Annotated in this window: 10 protein-coding genes and 2 pseudogenes; 5 read left to right on the top strand and 7 right to left on the bottom strand. The window is 65.5% G+C overall.

Features of this window, described 5'->3' with window-relative positions; translation table 11 throughout:
• Nucleotides 1–81 precede the first annotated feature (81 nt).
• The 3 genes from Q2K19_RS25745 to Q2K19_RS25735 are packed head-to-tail and all read right to left on the bottom strand — an operon-like array spanning nt 82 to nt 3,675.
• On the bottom strand, nt 82–1,881 hold the full coding sequence (locus Q2K19_RS25745) for a caspase, EACC1-associated type (protein ID WP_302764507.1): 1,800 nt from the start codon (nt 1,879–1,881) through the stop codon (nt 82–84).
• Entirely contained in the window at nt 1,856–2,218 is a 363-nt protein-coding gene (locus tag Q2K19_RS25740; RefSeq protein ID WP_302764505.1) for a hypothetical protein, read from the bottom strand. Before Q2K19_RS25740 ends, Q2K19_RS25745 begins: the two co-directional genes overlap by 26 nt.
• Complete coding sequence (locus Q2K19_RS25735; protein WP_302764503.1) at nt 2,215–3,675, bottom strand: hypothetical protein; 1,461 nt, start codon at nt 3,673–3,675, stop codon at nt 2,215–2,217. The genes Q2K19_RS25740 and Q2K19_RS25735 overlap by 4 nt, the downstream gene beginning before the upstream one ends.
• A gap of 634 nt (nt 3,676–4,309) precedes the next feature.
• Here Q2K19_RS25735 and Q2K19_RS25730 point away from each other — a divergent pair.
• The 3 genes from Q2K19_RS25730 (at nt 4,310) to Q2K19_RS33565 (ending at nt 11,576) form a co-directional block, all read left to right on the top strand.
• Nucleotides 4,310–5,884, top strand: a complete 1,575-nt coding sequence (locus Q2K19_RS25730) for a hypothetical protein (RefSeq protein WP_302764502.1) — start codon at nt 4,310–4,312, stop codon at nt 5,882–5,884.
• A gap of 406 nt (nt 5,885–6,290) precedes the next feature.
• Nucleotides 6,291–7,553: an ISL3 family transposase gene (locus tag Q2K19_RS25725; protein WP_302762472.1), complete on the top strand. Its 1,263-nt coding sequence runs from the start codon at nt 6,291–6,293 to the stop codon at nt 7,551–7,553.
• Between the two features lie 435 nt (nt 7,554–7,988).
• Entirely contained in the window at nt 7,989–11,576 is a 3,588-nt protein-coding gene (locus Q2K19_RS33565) for a hypothetical protein (protein ID WP_302764501.1), read from the top strand.
• Nucleotides 11,577–12,035: 459 nt separating this feature from the next.
• On the opposite strand, the gene Q2K19_RS25715 is transcribed toward Q2K19_RS33565, so the two are convergent.
• The 3 genes and pseudogenes from Q2K19_RS25715 to Q2K19_RS25705 form a co-directional block, all read right to left on the bottom strand.
• Nucleotides 12,036–12,314 carry a hypothetical protein gene (locus Q2K19_RS25715; RefSeq protein WP_302772917.1) on the bottom strand — a complete coding sequence of 93 codons (279 nt, stop codon included), beginning with the start codon at nt 12,312–12,314 and terminating at the stop codon, nt 12,036–12,038.
• Nucleotides 12,203–12,991 (bottom strand): annotated as a pseudogene (locus tag Q2K19_RS25710) (IS5 family transposase). The gene Q2K19_RS25715 and the pseudogene Q2K19_RS25710 overlap by 112 nt, the downstream one beginning before the upstream one ends.
• A gap of 692 nt (nt 12,992–13,683) precedes the next feature.
• Nucleotides 13,684–14,478 carry a hypothetical protein gene (locus tag Q2K19_RS25705; RefSeq protein WP_302764499.1) on the bottom strand — a complete coding sequence of 265 codons (795 nt, stop codon included), beginning with the start codon at nt 14,476–14,478 and terminating at the stop codon, nt 13,684–13,686.
• 921 nt (nt 14,479–15,399) lie between these two features.
• On the opposite strand from Q2K19_RS25705, the gene Q2K19_RS25700 reads away from it, so the two are divergent.
• Nucleotides 15,400–15,948, top strand: coding sequence for an integrase core domain-containing protein (locus Q2K19_RS25700; RefSeq protein ID WP_302764498.1), 549 nt, complete (start codon nt 15,400–15,402; stop codon nt 15,946–15,948).
• Between the two features lie 292 nt (nt 15,949–16,240).
• Here the strand turns inward: Q2K19_RS25700 and Q2K19_RS25695 are convergent.
• Nucleotides 16,241–16,420 (bottom strand): annotated as a pseudogene (locus Q2K19_RS25695) (hypothetical protein); the annotation flags it as partial.
• Between the two features lie 464 nt (nt 16,421–16,884).
• Here Q2K19_RS25695 and Q2K19_RS25690 point away from each other — a divergent pair.
• A complete protein-coding gene (locus tag Q2K19_RS25690) occupies nt 16,885–17,388 on the top strand; it encodes a helix-turn-helix domain-containing protein (RefSeq protein ID WP_302764496.1) in 504 nt (167 codons plus the stop codon).
• The last annotated feature ends 95 nt before the right edge of the window (nt 17,389–17,483 follow it).

Here is a 17,483-nt window from a genome sequence, read left to right as displayed (position 1 = left end):
TCACGTCACCCGTGAATTACTCACAGCCATGACAGCCGGGCAGCCGCCCGCGGCGTTGATGAGCTACAGGCGCTCGCTGGGTCACCGTTCGGCGACCAGCGCCAGGCTGAAGGTGCCGCCAGCGCTGACCGCGGTGAGTTCCCCGAGGCCATGCGGGATGTCGCACTGCTCGTAGCTGTTGTCACCCCAGGCGTGCAGCACGCCATCGCGGCCGAGCGCCAGGCAATGTGATTCACCGGCGGAGAGCCCGAGCGCGCCTTCCAGACGACGCGGGGCGGACCCGGTGGGTGCCCGGCCCCACGAGATGATCTGTCCATCGCGCCGCAGGGCGATGCTGTACGAGCCGCCTGCGGCGATGGTGACCACGTCTACCGCCGCCGCGGGGATGCTGGACTGGCCGTAGTTGTTGCGCCCCCACGCCGTCACGGTGCCGTCAACGTGCAGGGCGAGGCTGTGCGCCTCGCCAGCGGCGACGGAGACAATGTCCTGCAGCCCGAGGGGTACCCGCGTCTGGCCGTCGCGGTTTTCGCCCCAGGCCGCGACCGTCCCGTCGTGCAGGAGCGCCAGGCTGTGCCAGCCGCCCGCTGCTACCTGGACGGCCTGGCAGACTGTCTTCGGCGTCTTTGCCTGGCCGCCGTTGTTGTTGCCCCAGCCGGCAACCGTGCCGTCGGTGCAGAGCGCCAGGCTGTGCGCGCCGCCGGCTGCGATCGCTCGTACGCCGCGGAGCCGTCGCACTGGGACCCGAGTCTGCCCGAAGGTGTTCTCTCCCCATCCCAGCACGCTTCCGTCGGTGGTCAGTGCGAGCGCGTGCCGGCTTCCGGCGGATATCGCCGTTACCCCGCGCAGTCCAGCTGGTACGGCGAGCCTGCCGAACTCGAGGACAGTGGCGAAGGCGCGGGTCAGGCTCGGGTTGCGGCCGCCCCACCCGATAACGGTCCCTCCAGATGGCGGCAACCTTTGCGGTACAGGGGTTTGGTGTGATTGCCGGGGTTTCGAATTGGGAGGCGACGAGGCGATGTGCCGTACGTCGAGTTCGGGGGCAGCATCGGACCCTGCCTCGGGAGCGGTGTATGGCGAGGGCGGGGACGTGGGTTTCGGTCGTGGCGCGTAGGCCAGCCATATCGTGCCCTCGGCGCCGTAGCTCCACCGTTGTGGCGTCTGGTTGACGCCGTGCCGCTGGACGAAATCGCAGGCGTGCCGGAAGGCGTCCTCCACCGAAATGCGCCCGAGGTTGCTCAGGCCCGCCGTGCTGGACTTAAGCCCGTCGATTAAGCCGGCGGTGAAGACGGATCCGGTGATCGTAGAGCCGGGCACCGCCTGGCCCTCGAACGAATACTCGGTCGCGCGGGAGGCGGTGAGGACGATCCGGCCGCGCCCCCGCGCCGACAGCTCTGCGAGGTCTCGGGAGAGGTCGTCAGAACCGCCCTTGGCTCCCGCTGCGAAGGCCCCGCTGAAGCAGCAGTCCAAGATAACCACCTGCTGTGTCGCGGCGCACTCCTCCAAGCGATCCAGCAGCCACAACGCTTCGACCCCGGTGGCCGAGAGTCGGGAGTAGAGGGTGTCAGTCGCCACGAAGTACAGCCGGCCACGCGCGTCTCGGACGCCGTGGCCGGATATGTACACGACGAGCAGATCCCCGAGGGCGCGCTCAGAGAGGTACTCGTCAACGCCGACCTTCAGCTGCTGACTGGCCGGGTTAATCAGTGAGGTGACCTGGAAGTTGCCGATGGCGGGATCGCTCAGAACCGTCGCAAGATCCGTAGCATCGCTCGTTGGGGCCCGCAGCCCGCGGAAGGTGGGGTCGAGATAGGACGAGGTCGCGACGATCAGAGCGGCACGAGATCCGCGCCGTGGGTCACGCGTTGGAGCCGTGGTGAGCAATGAAGGCCTCGATGATTCGATCCTGCTGTTCCGACGTGGCGTTGCTGAGGATGAGGACATCGCCGTTGACCTTGACCTTGACAGTGCGCCGGGTGCGTATCGCCCATTGCAGGGCCGTCGCCACGACGGCCTTGACCCCGTCCATGGTCAGGTCCCGCAGCTCCAGCCAGCGCACAATCGAGCCCAGGCTCTTTGACCCGTCCTGCTGGTAGGTGTCTTCGACGAGCCGTGGTTCGAGGTCGAGGGTGCACAGCTCGTTGCGCAGGTCCCAAGTCGCTGCGGTGGGATCGGCGCCGTCCTCGTCGTCGATCTCCAGGAGCGCCAGCAGTCCATTCAACGAAGATCACCTCCCGAGTCGACGGCACGGATGGTCGCCGTGCTGCCGGCGGCGAGCGTCGCGTCCGTGATCACTGGGCCACGAGCAGTGTCATGCAGGGGAGCGCGCGGCGCCGGATAGTGGATGTCGTCCGACTCCGCTGGCCTCGACCTGCCCCGCATGCCCCGTATCGTCATCACCCCAACGACCAGCCCGGTGCAAGCCAGCGTCAGCCAGCCGATGTGGTACGGACCGTAGCCCACCGCACCGAGAATCCCGAAGCCCCAACCACCGATCAGCACCATCACAGTCGTGATCGCCAGAGTGTGTCCGGTCATGTCGACGACCGCAGCGGACAACCGACCCGCCCGCATCGCGGACAATGCCGTCCAGGCGAGGGTCAGCAGACCGTACGAGGCCGCCGCATAGCCGGCAAGCAGCGCCATGTCGGCGAGCGACCCAGTCTTGACATAGTCCACGTCGGCGTACGCGAACAACAGAGTCAGCGCCGCCGCGACGAGCAGGCTGACAGCCGGGATGAGGATTACCCGTGTCGCAGTCCACGCCGCGCGGATAAGGACGGCGAACGCCCGCAAACCGATCGTGGAAATCGCTGCCAGCCATAGCAGGATCCAATTCACTACTGCTACGAGGATACGCAGAACCCGGTAGTAGATCAGGTAGATGAGCATGTCCAGAACGGAGAGGATGAGCTGGACCATCACCCGGGAGAGGACCTCGATGAACCGGTCCATGGCCTGCACGCCCCTGCCGGGGGACCGCCCCTCTGCACCCCGACCGGCGAGCCGCCGGGGTTCCCGTGGCGGCTCGATCAGCCACGATTCGTGGTCGGACCACCCCGCCGTACCCAACACGGCGGCGAATCCGGTCGACGCCACCACGGCGAATCCGAGGGCCAGCCAGGCTGTCCAGGCCAGCGGGATGGCGAGGCCGGCGGGCAGGTGGGTGGTCGGGTCCGAGCGGGCGGTACCGGTGGCCAACCACAGCAGGCCAGCCGCCGTTGCGACGCCCAGCAAGGTCGCGACCAGCGCAGCTCCGGCGACGCCACCGGAGGAGTCGGCCATCTTGTTCAGCTCCGCCGCTGACCGGCCTAGGCGCAGCGCCCAGCCGAGCGCCAGCACGATCGCAATCACGGCGACCACGATCTGGAACGCCGCACCGCGTGGCCGATCGAGGACAGGAGCAAGCACGCACGCAATCACCCACCCGATCGCGATGGACCGGCCGGCGACCGGAAATCGCCGCAGCGGCAGCGCAACGACGGCCGCTCCCGCCGCCACGAGCACGACGAAGATCGGTATGACGTTGTTCAGAGCGGGCGCGGCGAAGAAGGCGGCCCAGGTCAGCGCGCAGGCAAGCACGCCGAGCACGTAGCGCAAGCGTTGAGACACCCCGTTGAAGACGAGCAGTGCGCCGTGGGTGCGGCACAGCAGGTCGACCGGCTCAATCAGGGTCACCGCGCAGTCGACTCGGCCACATCCCTGGACTGTGCCATTCGGGCCGGGTATTCCGAAAGAAGCCGTCGACATGGAATTCTCCTACAGATCGACTGTGGTCGTCCCGCCTCGGTTGCATATCAGCGTCCCAGTGAAGGCTTGGGCGAACTATGACCGACCGGGTGGACTCCCAGGACAAAAGTGCAATCCGTGACCGCTAGGTGTCATCGCAGTGACGACGCCAGGCCATGAATGGCGCCGCGTTATAGCGGCAGGTCAAACCGGTTCGGGTAGTCAAAGACCGGGGCTGACGCCGGGCCGGACAAGTCCTTACCACCTGCTCGGCCTCAGCAGCGACAGCGCGAGCGCGTGTCCGGCGGGGTCTCTGTGTGGGTCTTTGAATACGACATCGGTCCTCCTCCGGGATCCCAATGCGGCTTGGGTGGTCGCGCGGGAGCCGGCATTGAAGACCTGCTGTTCGCCACCAAACTTCCGAAGATGGTGGTCTGGAGTGTCGGCTTGCCGCCGCTGCGTTGCAGGCAATGGCGACGCGTGCAATAAATGCCGAGTGAGCACTGGAGGCCGGCGAGGCCGACCGCACCGTGTTGCACGGCAGGTTGTCGCGCGGCCGGGATGGTCCGCGCAGCAGGGCCGGGTGGCGTGGCTGTTGCGCGTGAACCGCTTGTACGGGCCGAACGAGCGGTGGGCCCGCGGCAGCGACTTCGCCGAGGCTTTCCAAGGTGGTTGCTGGCCTGAACGCACCAGTGTGTACCGGATTTCCCGCTGGGAAACGGCCGCCGTGCGCGTCCCCTACCGGGCGGTACGCCGGTACGAGGAGTTACTGCAACTACCCGCCAATCGCCTCGTCGCGCTGTTGGATGCGATCTACCGGTACTCCGCCGCCACCGATGGCAGCGCCCCGCTGCTCGATCGGGGCCTGCGCGATGGAAACCCACACCAGGTGGCCCGGCTGGAAGAGTTGGTGGAGGCGGTCCGATCCGAGGAGATCGTCACCGGCTCGGACTGGGACGAGTTGACTGCCTATCTCGCGTTTTCGCCACGACAGGTCATCACACCGCGATCGGCCTGGTCGGACATCGCCGAGCGGCTGTTAGCGGAGATGATCGTCGCCGACGGCGTGGCGTGGATGCAGCGCTACGAGGCGCTCAACCGCCTACTCGCTCACCCCGTCGGCCAGCAACACGCGGTAGCGGCCTGCGCCAGCCTGGCTGCCGATCGCACCAACCAGGTGTTCGTCGAGATCGTCAGCGCCCTGGATGCCAGCCCTCATCCCGACGCCAGCCGACATGTGCTGGATCAGCTTTCGCATCCGACGAACGATCGGGCCCAGTACGGGGCCCTGCTGGCCTGCGTCCGCAAGCTGCGGTACGGACACTTCAACGATCCGCAGACGCGACGCCTCGTATCGGTGGTCAATGAACTAGCGCTCGATCCGGCCCGCTACGAGGACGCTCAACCGCTGGCCACCGAGCTCCTACGCCGGCTGCCGGCAGACGTGCCAGCCTCGGCAAAGACCCGGTTGCGTCACCTTGTGGCAGGCGACCCGACGCTTGGCCAGGTGCTGGCCGCCGGTCGACTGGCGGCGGCGGAGGCCGGTGAGGTCCTCGTCGCACGGATGACCAACACCACCCTGGCCAACATGCCCCGCGACGTGCCCAGCTTCCGCGACGAGTTACTACCGGCACTGCTTGACGAGATGTTGTTCAGTCCTGTGTTCGACGTACGGCTGCACGCGGCGATCCTGCTCTTCGGGACCCCGTACCGGCGACCTGTAGCCAGCGCGCTCGCCTTGGAACTAGGTAGCCATGCCACAGCGTTCAGCGTCGACGTGGCCCACGCGATGATCGAGGCGTTGCGCATCCTCGGTGATGATCGGCAGCGTCCGCTCATTGAACGTTTGACGACGGCGAACGGAGTGCCGCCTTCCATCACGGTGGCGGCCACACAAGCCATCGGGCACATCGGGGGCCGCAGCGATGACAACTACTGGAAGAAGGCTCTCAACCATCACGCCGACCTCTTGCACCGGACGGGGAACAAGGCGAGCGCTTCCGCGCTGAATGCGCTGATCTACGGCCTTGGCATGGCCCGCAACACGCCCTTGCTCGACCAGGTACGCAACCACCATCTGGCCCCCGCCATGGCCCGCGCCGCGGCCTCGTGGTGGCTCAACCTGCAGCGAACCGTGTACGAAAGCGCAAGCCGGTGAATGCCGTCCCCGGCAGCTAGCCGAACCGCCACTGTGCCTCTTCCAGGTAATCCGCATGCTGGGCGTCCTCCCACTCCCGCATGCTCGGTACCGGTCACCGCAGTAGCACCGCTGCAGGTGATCGACGAACTGCGCCGCCGTGCAGCCACTGCTCATGGGGCCCGTACAAGCGGTTGACGCGCAACAGCCAGGCCACACGGCCTTGCTGTGCAGACCAACCTGGTCGCGCCGCTACCTGCAGGACAACGCGACGCGGTCGGCCGCGGCTACCTTCCGTGCCCACCGGCCATTTATGGGTCTTGTGGCGCATCTGTGGGTGGTGCGGTGCGTCGTTGATGGCGCACGCCGTTGTCCTGCCTAGGTTCTGGCTTGTCGAAGGTCAGAACTGGATGGGTGGGAGAACGGCGTGCGTTCTGCCAGGGTATGGGCTGGGCTGCTTGGGGTCGAGCAGGCGGTGGTGGAGGACGTCGAGTTCGACCCGGCCGAGTCGGTGTTGGTGGCTCGGGTGCGGGTGCGTAAGGCTGCTCGGCAGCGGTGTCCGCATTGCGGGCGGCGGTGTGCGCGGTATGACGCTGGTGTTCGTCGTCGGTGGCGGGCGTTGGATCTGGGCGTGGTGCGGGCGGTGATCGAGGCGGACGCGCCTCGGGTGTCGTGTCCGGTGCATGGGGTGGTGGTCGCGGCGGTCCCGTGGGCTCGTCATGGGGCGGGGCATACTCGGGCGTTCGACGCGACGGTGGCGTGGTTGGCGGTGCACACCACGAAGTCGGCGGTGTCGCGGTTGATGCGGATCAGTTGGCGCACCGTGGGGTCGATCGTGGCGCGGGTGTGGGCAGACACCGGTGGTCTGCAGGACCGGTATGACGGGTTGCGTCGTATCGGTATTGACGAGGTCAGCTACAAGAAGGGCCACCGGTATCTGAGCGTCGTGGTGGATCACGACACCGGTCGGCTGGTGTGGGCTGCGCCGGGCAAGAGCGCGGCGACGCTGAACGCGTTCTTCGACCTGCTCGGCCCGCAGCGCACGGCCGCGATCACCCACGTGTCCGCCGACGGCGCCGATTGGATCACCACGGTCATCCGTCGTCGCTGCCCGAACGCCGTCCGCTGCGCCGACCCGTTCCACGTCGTCGCTTGGGCCACCGACGCCGTCGACCGAGTTCGCCGGCAGGTGTGGAACGAGGCCACCGGCCGTGGGGCCGGCCGTCGTGGCGTCGCTATCGGTGAGGCCCGGATGTTGAAGAACACCCGCTGGGCGTTGTGGAAGAACCCGGAGAACCTGACCGAGGGTCAACGGGCCAAGCTCGACTGGATCGCCAAGACCCACCCCCGCCTGCACCGGGCATGGGCGCTCAAGGAAGGCCTGCGCTGCATTTTCAGCCTGGCCAAGACCAGCCCGACCGCCGCGGTCGAAGCCCTCGACAGGTGGATCGGCTGGGCCCGCCGCAGCCGCATCGACATCTTCATCGACCTGCAACGACGCGTCACCCGCCACCGCGACGCGATCATCGCCGCCATCGAACACGGCATGTCCAACGGCCGGATCGAGTCCGTCAACGCCAAGATCCGCCTACTCACCCGCATGGCCTTCGGCTTCCACTCCCCCGACGCCCTCATCGCCCTGGCCATGCTCAGCCTCGGCGGCCACCGGCCCCAACTCCCCGGCCGCTGACCCACACATCCGACACAAGACCCCCATTTATTGCACGTGCAGCCAGCCCCTGCAACGACGCCGAAGCAAGCCGTCAGTCCAGCCCATCATCGTGCGGCCGGAACTCTTTTTCGCTGCAAGACGACACCCATCGACGGCGGCAGGAGCGTGATGACGATCGGGTGATCCGGACACACGCGCATCTGCAGTAGGGGCACGCGTTGGGTCGCCACGCTGCCCGTCCTACCCACCCAGGTGGTCCCTGAAGCGCCGCAGTTCACGACGACGTCCAACGCCGGGCAGGCCGGCTGGCCGGCTTCCACCGACCGCGTAGGTCCCCGGAGTACTTACAGAAGCAGGTGGCTCATGCAAAAATGCCGATCACCCATTGCCGCCCCCAACACACCGGCAGCCCGCCTGAGGCTGCTTACCCGACGCGCGACTGTAATCGCCGCAATGATCGTGGCGCTGTCCGGTGGACTGAACTCTGTCAATGCAACAGCCGCATCGGCTGCTGATACCCCCGTCATCTCTGGCGTTGTCGTCGACGGCGGGGACCTCGAACAGGATCAGGTCGTTGTCGAGTTGCTGCACGTCGGCACCAACAACCCGGTGACGAGCATGACCACCGGTCCGGACGGCAAGTTCGGATTCCCAGTGGAACCCGGCAAAGTCTACGACCTGCGCTTCACTCCGCCCGACGGTTCAGGATTGCGAACCTATTTGGCTACCGGCGCCGATGCCTCCGCGCCCCTGCGGGTGATCCTGAAGCCTATCACCGTCGTCCATCTGGACGGGACGGTGCGTGACGGGAAGGGCGTTGTCTATCCGAACGCGGAAGTGGTGTTCGAGCCGGCTAGTGGGCCAAACACCACCGTGAGGACCGACAGCCGCGGCGACTATTCCGTGGATCTACTGTCCGGGCCTTACCGCACCCAGATTTATCCCAGCCGCACGGCCGGTTCGACGTCGGTCTTCTTCGCTGTCATCAACACCACTACGGTCAGCTTCGAGCAGAGCCAGAACTACGACATCACTGTCCCGGTGTCTACCTTGACCATCTCGGTACGTGACATGAACGGTGACCCGGTCACGGGTGCCTCGCTGCGTTACGACCTCAGCAGCGTGTCAACGCCGACGTACTCCGGCAGCACCTACGGCGGCGGGAATCCGCACGTAGACGACCACGGTGACCTGCCTATGCCCGTGATCACGGGAACGAAGCTGAAGAACCCCGCCATCGTCCTGACCTCGGGACTAACCATCCCGTTCGCCTCGCCGACGGTCGACACCGACCAGACCATCACGGTCACCATCCCACCGTCGGTCCATCTGGACGGGACGGTGCGTGACGGGAAGGGCGTTGTCTATCCGAACGCGGAAGTGGTGTTCGAGCCGGCTAGTGGGCCAAACACCACCGTGAGGACCGACAGCCGCGGCGACTATTCCGTGGATCTACTGTCCGGGCCTTACCGCACCCAGATTTATCCCAGCCGCACGGCCGGTTCGACGTCGGTCTTCTTCGCTGTCATCAACACCACTACGGTCAGCTTCGAGCAGAGCCAGAACTACGACATCACTGTCCCGGTGTCTACCTTGACCATCTCGGTACGTGACATGAACGGTGACCCGGTCACGGGTGCCTCGCTGCGTTACGACCTCAGCAGCGTGTCAACGCCGACGTACTCCGGCAGCACCTACGGCGGCGGGAATCCGCACGTAGACGACCACGGTGACCTGCCTATGCCCGTGATCACGGGAACGAAGCTGAAGAACCCCGCCATCGTCCTGACCTCGGGACTAACCATCCCGTTCGCCTCGCCGACGGTCGACACCGACCAGACCATCACGGTCACCATCCCACCGTCGGTCCATCTGGACGGGACGGTGCGTGACGGGAAGGGCGTTGTCTATCCGAACGCGGAAGTGGTGTTCGAGCCGGCTAGTGGGCCAAACACCACCGTGAGGACCGACAGCCGCGGCGACTATTCCGTGGATCTACTGTCCGGGCCTTACCGCACCCAGATTTATCCCAGCCGCACGGCCGGTTCGACGTCGGTCTTCTTCGCTGTCATCAACACCACTACGGTCAGCTTCGAGCAGAGCCAGAACTACGACATCACTGTCCCGGTGTCTACCTTGACCATCTCGGTACGTGACATGAACGGTGACCCGGTCACGGGTGCCTCGCTGCGTTACGACCTCAGCAGCGTGTCAACGCCGACGTACTCCGGCAGCACCTACGGCGGCGGGAATCCGCACGTAGACGACCACGGTGACCTGCCTATGCCCGTGATCACGGGAACGAAGCTGAAGAACCCCGCCATCGTCCTGACCTCGGGACTCACCATTCCACTGAACATTCCGCAGGTTACAGCCGACAAGCGCCTCTTCCTAATCTTCGACCGCACCACAGGCAGCATCCTGGTCGACGACAAAGCACCCCTCGTGGATGGGCAAAAGGATCGGACCCCCGATGCCGGCGACTGGTACAACGCACCAGTGACGATCACATGGACGAGTACCGACCCGGCGCCGTCATCCGGTCAACCGACCACCCCGCCGCCAACTAGGGTAGAAGCCGAGGGCGCGAACCAGGTAATCACCTCGGAGCAATCCTGCGACCCAGCCGGCAACTGCGCCAGCGGACAAGCCACCGTGTCAATCGATAAAACCCCGCCGACGATCAAAGCCGATCTCGTTCCAAACGACAAGGGCAAGCGCTGGCACCACCGTGACCTCACCGTCATCTTCACCTGCGACGACCTGCTCGCCGGCATCGCCTTCTGCCCCGCCCCGGTAACCGTTGACCACGAGGGCGCCGGACAGGAAATCACCGGTACGGCGATCGACAAGGCTGGCAACCGTGCGTCAACGACAGTCACGGTGAACCTCGACAAGACAGCACCGGTCATCAAGGCCGAAGTTTCACAGGCGCCAAACGGCGACGGCTGGAACAATGCTGACGTCACCGTGACCTTCACCTGCACCGACGCGCTGTCCGGCGTGGCGAGTTGCAGCGACCCGGTGACCCTGACCGAGGACGGCCCGGACCAGGTCGTCAGTGGCACCGCAATCGACGATGCTGGCAACACCACCACCGCCACGGTGACCGTCAGCATTGACAAGACCAGGCCGCAGATCACAGCCATCCGCACTGCAGCGAACAACAGCGGCTGGAACCGCACCGACGTCACCGTGACCTTCACCTGCAAGGATGCGGTCTCCGGCATTGCCACCTGTACCGATCCGGTCAACTTGGCCGACGAGGGCGTTGGACAGTCCGTGTCTGGCACTGCCGTCGACCACGCCGGCAACACCGCATCAACAACGGTAGGCGATATCAACATCGACAAGACGGCGCCCAGCATCGCGGCCGAGGTCACCGGTACGAAGAACGACGCCGGCTGGTACAACACAGCACCGACGATCCACTACACCTGCACCGATTCTCTGTCCGGCATCGCCACCTGCCCGGCTGACCTGCAAATCAGCAACGACGGCGCGCGCCAGATGATCAAGCGGACCGCCGTCGACAACGCCGGCAACACTCGAGAGGCCGAGGTGACGGACATCAACGTCGACCTCACCCCGCCGAATGTAACGATCGTCGGGGCGGTCAACGGCAACCGATACACCCTCGACAAAACCCCGTCCATATCGTGCGCCACCACCGACGCCACGTCCGGCATTGCGACACACGCGGCTCCGACCGTCACCCGCAACGTTACGGGGGTCTACACGGCCACCTGTTCCGGCGCGACCGACATCGCGGGCAACACCGCACCTCCGAAGACCATCACCTACATCGTCACCCCAACGATCACCTCCCTGTTGGCTCTGACCAACAAGTACGTGTCCGGCAGCGGCGCACCACAGTCAAACGGCATGATCCAGGACCTGGACAACAAGCTACTACACAGCAATTTCTGCCAGTATGTGTCGACCGTGAACAAGCAGGCCGAAGTCGAGAACCCGACCCTTACCGCGGCACAAGCGGAGGAACTCGTGTACTGGGCGCACATTCTCGATCCGACATGCTGAAGTCCGTTCTACCGTAAAGGATCACGTTCTTTGCGTCCCTCCAGCCGCCAGCCATGACTCCGCGGCTACGGTCGGAGGGACGCTGAGATCATGATGGCGTCCGGCCTGACCGCTTGCAGAGCCCGCTGCCCCACGCTTTCGCGCCGCCTGAGCGCATGGCCGCCGATCGGGGATGGATGGGTCGTCGGCCGCCTCGGCCGGTCCACCACACACGCAAGCGGGCACAGCCAGCGTGACGGGCGAGACGATGGCGAGGACAGCCACGGCGAGCCAGACAACGGCCATCGCGCCGATGCGTTGACCGTGGAACGAAGATCCGCGGGTACTGGGTGGGCCGCCTCCCGCACCCGTAGCAGACTTGGGCAGGCGCCATCCGGTTGATCTTCGGGCAGGGAGCACAGCGGCTACACGTTGCGATCGGTACATCCGAGGCAGAACTAGTACGGCCGCCGTTTGGGATCATGGCTGGAGTTCGAGGTTGAGGCGCCGGGTGTAGTGGGATCGCCGGGCTCGAGCTTGATGCCGGCGTCGCCATTGTGACCAGCGCAAACGGTGGGCGAGGCCGCGGATCGGCCCGATGATGAAGGTGTTGATCAGCCGGCGCACCTCGTTGACTGTCAGCGGGATCAGGTCGGGGTCGTCGGGCTCGTTGCCTGCGGCGTCAGCGGCGCAGATCGCCAGCGGATGCGTAGCCGTTTCATGCCGTGGTACCAGGCGATCGTGCGCTCGACGACCCATCTGATGGTGCCCAGTCCCGAGCCGTGGGGTTGACCTCGGCGGGCGATCCGCGGGCGGATGCCCTTGGCGCGTACGGCCCTGCGGTACTTGTCGTGGTCGTATGCGCGGTCGCCGAAGAGCTGGTCGGGGCGCCGGCGGGGGCCGGCCGCGCCGACTGCGCACGGGCGGGATCTTGTCGATCAGCGGGAGCAGTTCGGTGACGTCGTTGCGGTTGCCGCCGGTCAATGACACGGCCAGGGGGATGCCGGCGCCCTCGGTCAGGACGTGGTGCTTCGAGCCCGGGCGGGCGCGGTCGACCGGGCTCGGGCCGCTTTTGGGCCACGTCGAGCGGCCCGTACATGCGAGGAGTCGATCACGGCTCGGGACCAGTCGAGCTTGCCGGCTGCCTGGAGTTCGGCCAGCAGCAGCTCGTGCAGCCGCTGCCACACCCCGGCCCGGTTCCACTCCTCCAGACGCCGCCAGCACGTCATCCCCGACCCGAACCCCAACTCCTGGGGTAGGAACTCCCACTGAATGCCGGTGTGCAGCACGAACAGGATCCCGCACAACACCTGCCGGTCCGGGATCCGCCTGCGTCCCGGGTGCCGTGGATTGCGTTCGGGTTTGGGCAGCAGCGGCTCGATGCGCTGCCACAGCCCGTCCGGCACGATCCACGGCGGCTGCTCGCCACGCCTCACGGTCCGACATCGTAGATCACCCTCTACAAGGGATGGAAGACCAAGAGATCATTTTGTTAGGACCTCTAAGTGAGCCATCCCTTGGCGGCGAACAACAGCGACGTGGGCAACTCACGAATCCGCCAAAGCCAGGGAGATCGAGTCCATGGCTGCCGCGACCCCGGATCCCAGACGTCGGGGAGACCAGCTGGCACAACCGTTTCGATACCGAGCGATTTCGCCGTCGACTCGGCCCGGGTCACGTGGAACGAGTGCGCGACGATCAGCGCCGAAGGCAAGCGCCTCTCCTTCATTACGGCGGCAGCTCGGGCCAGAACTTCCCTCGTATCCAGATATCTTTTTGATTGAGCGGCTGAGCCATCGCCGATTGTGTGATCAATCGGATATCCCGCCCGCTCCTCAATTGCCAGAGCTATTTCGTACTGTGCGATCACGGGCCTATTCATGCGTTCCTGTATTACGAACTCAGCCAGTCGCTCGTTCGCCTCTCCGGGTATGACCTCTTCGCCACTTCCGCATCGGTACCCGAAGCTGCATGCGACCACGCAGGATGCAGTTCGGGGATCCCCGTGCGGTGAATAGTCGCCGCTCAAGGATTTCATTGCAACAGCAGCCAACCTGGGATGTGCGATGGCCGGAATCCAAGCTATGCCTGACACTCGCTTTGCCAAGGTGTCATTCCTTTGCGCTGGTTACATCAGGGGGTCAGTCATCGCCCCAGGCGTGGAACCCGGACACACCTGGTCTATGTCGGCGATTTGCCGGCCCGCTCGCTGCAGGGCTCGAACTAGCATCGTTGCGGTAACTGTGAAACCGATAAGAATTACCATAGCGTATGCTGTGACCAGTATTTGCTGCCACCGGTGGTCCCAGAACAGCGGCTCCATCCAGACCCTTCCGCAGAGCGCTGCCAGCGGAAGAGTCGACGCCCCTGTGTAGAGCCCGAGGCTACCCAGGTAGCCGACCCGCTGTTTTGCAACCCCAATTCCGCGCATGTTCTCACTGGCGATGTACGTCTCCCAGCGAAGCGGAGCTCGAAGGTAGCTCCTCTCGTGACCTTCTGGCGCTTCCTTGAGAAGGAGGGCATGCACAACGACTTCCAGTCCACGTAGGTATCGGCCCGCACGCTCCATTCGGATGAGCTCACCGAACCAAGCCAGGCAGGAGAGCCAAGAGCCTACTGGCAGCGCCAGCCCGTAGAGAAAAATGAACACTGCATATAGGAACCTGCTTCGATGCTGCGCCGGATCTAATGCTGCCATTGAATTGATCAACAGGATTCCGGCGGTGAGCGTTACGCCGATCGTCGCCAGACTCCACTGCAAGATGGACTGCTGCGCCTGCCGCGCTTGTGCGCTCTCGGCTCTAACCGTTTCATACTCAGCCTTGACTAGGTCGAAGGACCTCTTCGCCCAGTCCGTATTGTCATTTTGGAGGGAACCATTGTCATCCGCCGGGTGAAAAAACCTGCTCACCAACCGCCCCATGTGCCGGCTCCTTCCACTACTGCCATTAGAAGGATGGCTGAAACCCGAGCGGTGTCTACCTCAGGTAAGAAGTCCGACAACAGCCCAATGCTCATGACATAAGGAGTGGGCGGGGAGCGCCGAGGCGTGAGAGAGCCTTCTAGTACTCCAGCCGCACCTGGTGAAGTCGGTGTCTTCGCTGGTAGTGGGCTGTTCTGGCGCGGTACTGGTGTCGGCGTCGCCATCGTGACCATCGATGGATGTGGTCGAAGGGTCGGTTGGTGGTGATCAGGTGTGCCAGGAGACGGCGGACCTCGCCGAGGGTGAGGGGGATGGGACCGTCATCGGATTCGGCGGCTGTACCGTGCCAGAACTTGACGCGCGGGCTGGAGCTGGGATTTTGCCTGACTGCTGCACGATCGCTTGGTGACGTTTTGACTGCTGTATCTGATCATGGTTCAGGTGTTCGGTTGGCTCGCCCTGCTCACCAAGGGCGACGGCGCGAAGACCGCGGAGCTGCTGGTACTGCGGCATGAAGTCGCCGTGTTACGCCGATAGGTCGGTCGGGCGAGGCCGTCCTGGTCGGACCGAGCGGTGCTGTCCGCGCTGACCCGGTTGCTGCCCCGCATACTGCGGGAGCACCGCTCGTCACTCCTGCCACGTCGCTGGCCTGGCATCGCCGCCTGGTCGCCCGCATTGGACGTATCCGAACCGGACGGGTCGTCCGCCGGTCGCCGACGAGGTGCGGGATCTCGTTGTGCGGCTGGCCCGGGAGAATCCAGGCTGGGGCATCGTCGGATTCAGGGTGAACTGGTCGGACTCGGTTATCGGGTCGGTGCGGGCACGATCAGGCAGATCCTCGCCCGTACCGGGATCTGCCCGGCGCGGCGCGGGATGGACACCTCGTGGCGTGCCTTCCCTCGCGCCCAGGCGTCCGGACTGTTGGCCACCGACTTCTTCCACCTCGACACCGTCACCCTGCGAAGGCTCTACGTGCTGGTCGTAATGGAGGTCGCCACCCGCCGGGTACACATCCTCGGCGTCACCGCCCATCCGACCGCGGCGTGGACGGTCCAGCAGGCCCGCAACCTGGTCATGGACCTCGGCGACCGGGTCATGTCATTCCGGTTCCTGATCTGGGACAGGGACAGGGACACCAAGTTCGCCGCGTGCTTCGACGCGGTGTTCGCTGCTGAAGGCGTTGACGTGGTCAAGTGTCCGCCACGGAGGCCTCAGGCGAACTGCTACGCCGAACGGTTCATCCGCAGCGTTCGTTCCGAGTGCACTGACAGGATCCTGATCTGGAACGAGCGTCACGCCCGCACGGTGCTCAACGAATACGCCGCCCACTTCAATGGGCATCGTCCACACCAGAGCTTCGCCCAACACCCACCGAACCACGATCCGGGCGTCGTCATCCCGATCGACGCCCCGATACGGCGACGACAGATCCTCGGCGGCGTGATCAACGAATACCAGCGAGCGGCTTGACCCGATCAACGAAGCCTAAGGTCAGTGGCCATGCATCCAGTTCTGGCGCGCTACAGGTGTCCGGCGAGGGGATCCGCCCGGCATCTCTGCGGAGGGTCGGGGTTCGGGGGCGAAGCCCCGAGATCTTCTAGGTCCTGGCCGTCTGTCAGCGTGGCTGGCGGCCCGGCCGATGCCGGCCCGAGGTCGCCAGCAGGCGTGGGGCCGGGACGGCGCGGCCCGCGTGCGGGCCGCCGTGTCAGCGGTCAGCTCGATCTGGCTCTGGCACGAGGTCCGTGATCCATTAGCGTGACGGCTATTCGGCGAGGATGACACGGCGGCGGAGGAGGTCGAAGTTCGCCCGGCCGTACATCTGTCTCTTGATCGATTTCCATTTGCAGACGTTGCCCTCGACCGTGCCGCTGTTCCAGCCGAGGGTGAGCCTGTTGCGGGCGGCGTCGTAGTCCTTGAGCAGGCCGGCGGCGAACCCGGCGAGTTGGGTGAGCCCACTCGCCGCGCTGTTTCAGCTCCACGGCAAGTCCGCTCAGCCGCACGGACCTCGCACTCGTCTCAGTCGCCTCCGGCGCGTTGAGCTGAGCGCGTCCGATGGCCCGGAATCTCCTGGGTAGCCTTGCCTGCCGCGCCGCCTGGCCGACCTCCAACGCTGAGCGCGCTCGTATCGGGTTTCGGGGTGTGCGGCTCCTCGCCGAGTTCGATTCGGCGCAATCGGCGGCCGGTTGGGATGCTCGCCTCTCCTCTGCGACTTGACCTTGAGCGATAGGTGAGCGTGGATCACTAAACCGGTCGCTTGTACGGCGCCGGGTGCCAGACGAAGCTCGGCCGCGTCGGTGCAGAGCACCTGCCCGTGGCCCGACGGACGTAGGAGGTCCGAGGCCAATGAGTCTTGTCGTTAAAGTCGCTCTCCTCGCGACGAAAGACCTAGGGAAGAACGAGCGTGCCGTGGCTATCGCCATCGCCGCACACGCCAATCACGAAGGTAACGCTTGGCCTTCCGTCGCCACCATCGCCAACTACGCCGGCTGCTCGGAGCGGACGGTGCAGCGATGCCTCTCCAAGCTGGTGCAGTTCGGCCGCCTGGCCGTGTCCAAGGTCGCCGGGATCGCCACCCGCGTCTACCGCCTGGTCACCGGAGCCGGGCGGACGGGAACCGCCTCTGGGGTGACAAATCAGCAAGGCAGGGTGACAGATTCGGCAAGCGGGGGTGACAGGCAGGGTGTCACCCGAAGCCTCGAAGACCAATCGAAGAAAGACGGGCGGGCACCGAATCGCGACCGGTTCGCTCCGCAGAGGAAGCAGGTCCTTGCTCCGGCTTGGGCCGAGCGAGGCGGCGCGGCGCCGCTGATGAACGGCGGTGGCCGCCGCTGCTCGCGTCCGGGGCACATCGGCCAACCTGCTGGCAGATGCATTCCCTGCCGCTCGGAGGCGATCGAGCGCGGGGCATGATCGCGACCAGCGCTGATGCCATCGCAGGATTTCCCGGTCAATGCCGCCGAACGACGGCCGCTTCCGCCGTCGCCTGCAGGTTGTCGGGTCCGCGG

This window comes from Micromonospora sp. NBRC 110009, assembly GCF_030518795.1.
Taxonomy (GTDB): domain Bacteria; phylum Actinomycetota; class Actinomycetes; order Mycobacteriales; family Micromonosporaceae; genus Micromonospora.
Note: the sequence above shows the minus strand (reverse complement) of the source record. Positions and strands in the feature narration are given on the sequence as shown.

What these genes read in the sequence shown, in the direction of transcription:
- Q2K19_RS33565 (WP_302764501.1), top strand. Translation starts at nt 7,989, where the DNA reads ATGATCGTGGCGCTGTCCGGTGGACTGAACTCTGTCAATGCAACAGCC.
- Q2K19_RS25715 (WP_302772917.1), bottom strand. Translation starts at nt 12,314, where the DNA reads ATGGGTCGTCGAGCGCACGATCGCCTGGTACCACGGCATGAAACGGCT.
- Q2K19_RS25705 (WP_302764499.1), bottom strand. Translation starts at nt 14,478, where the DNA reads ATGGGGCGGTTGGTGAGCAGGTTTTTTCACCCGGCGGATGACAATGGT.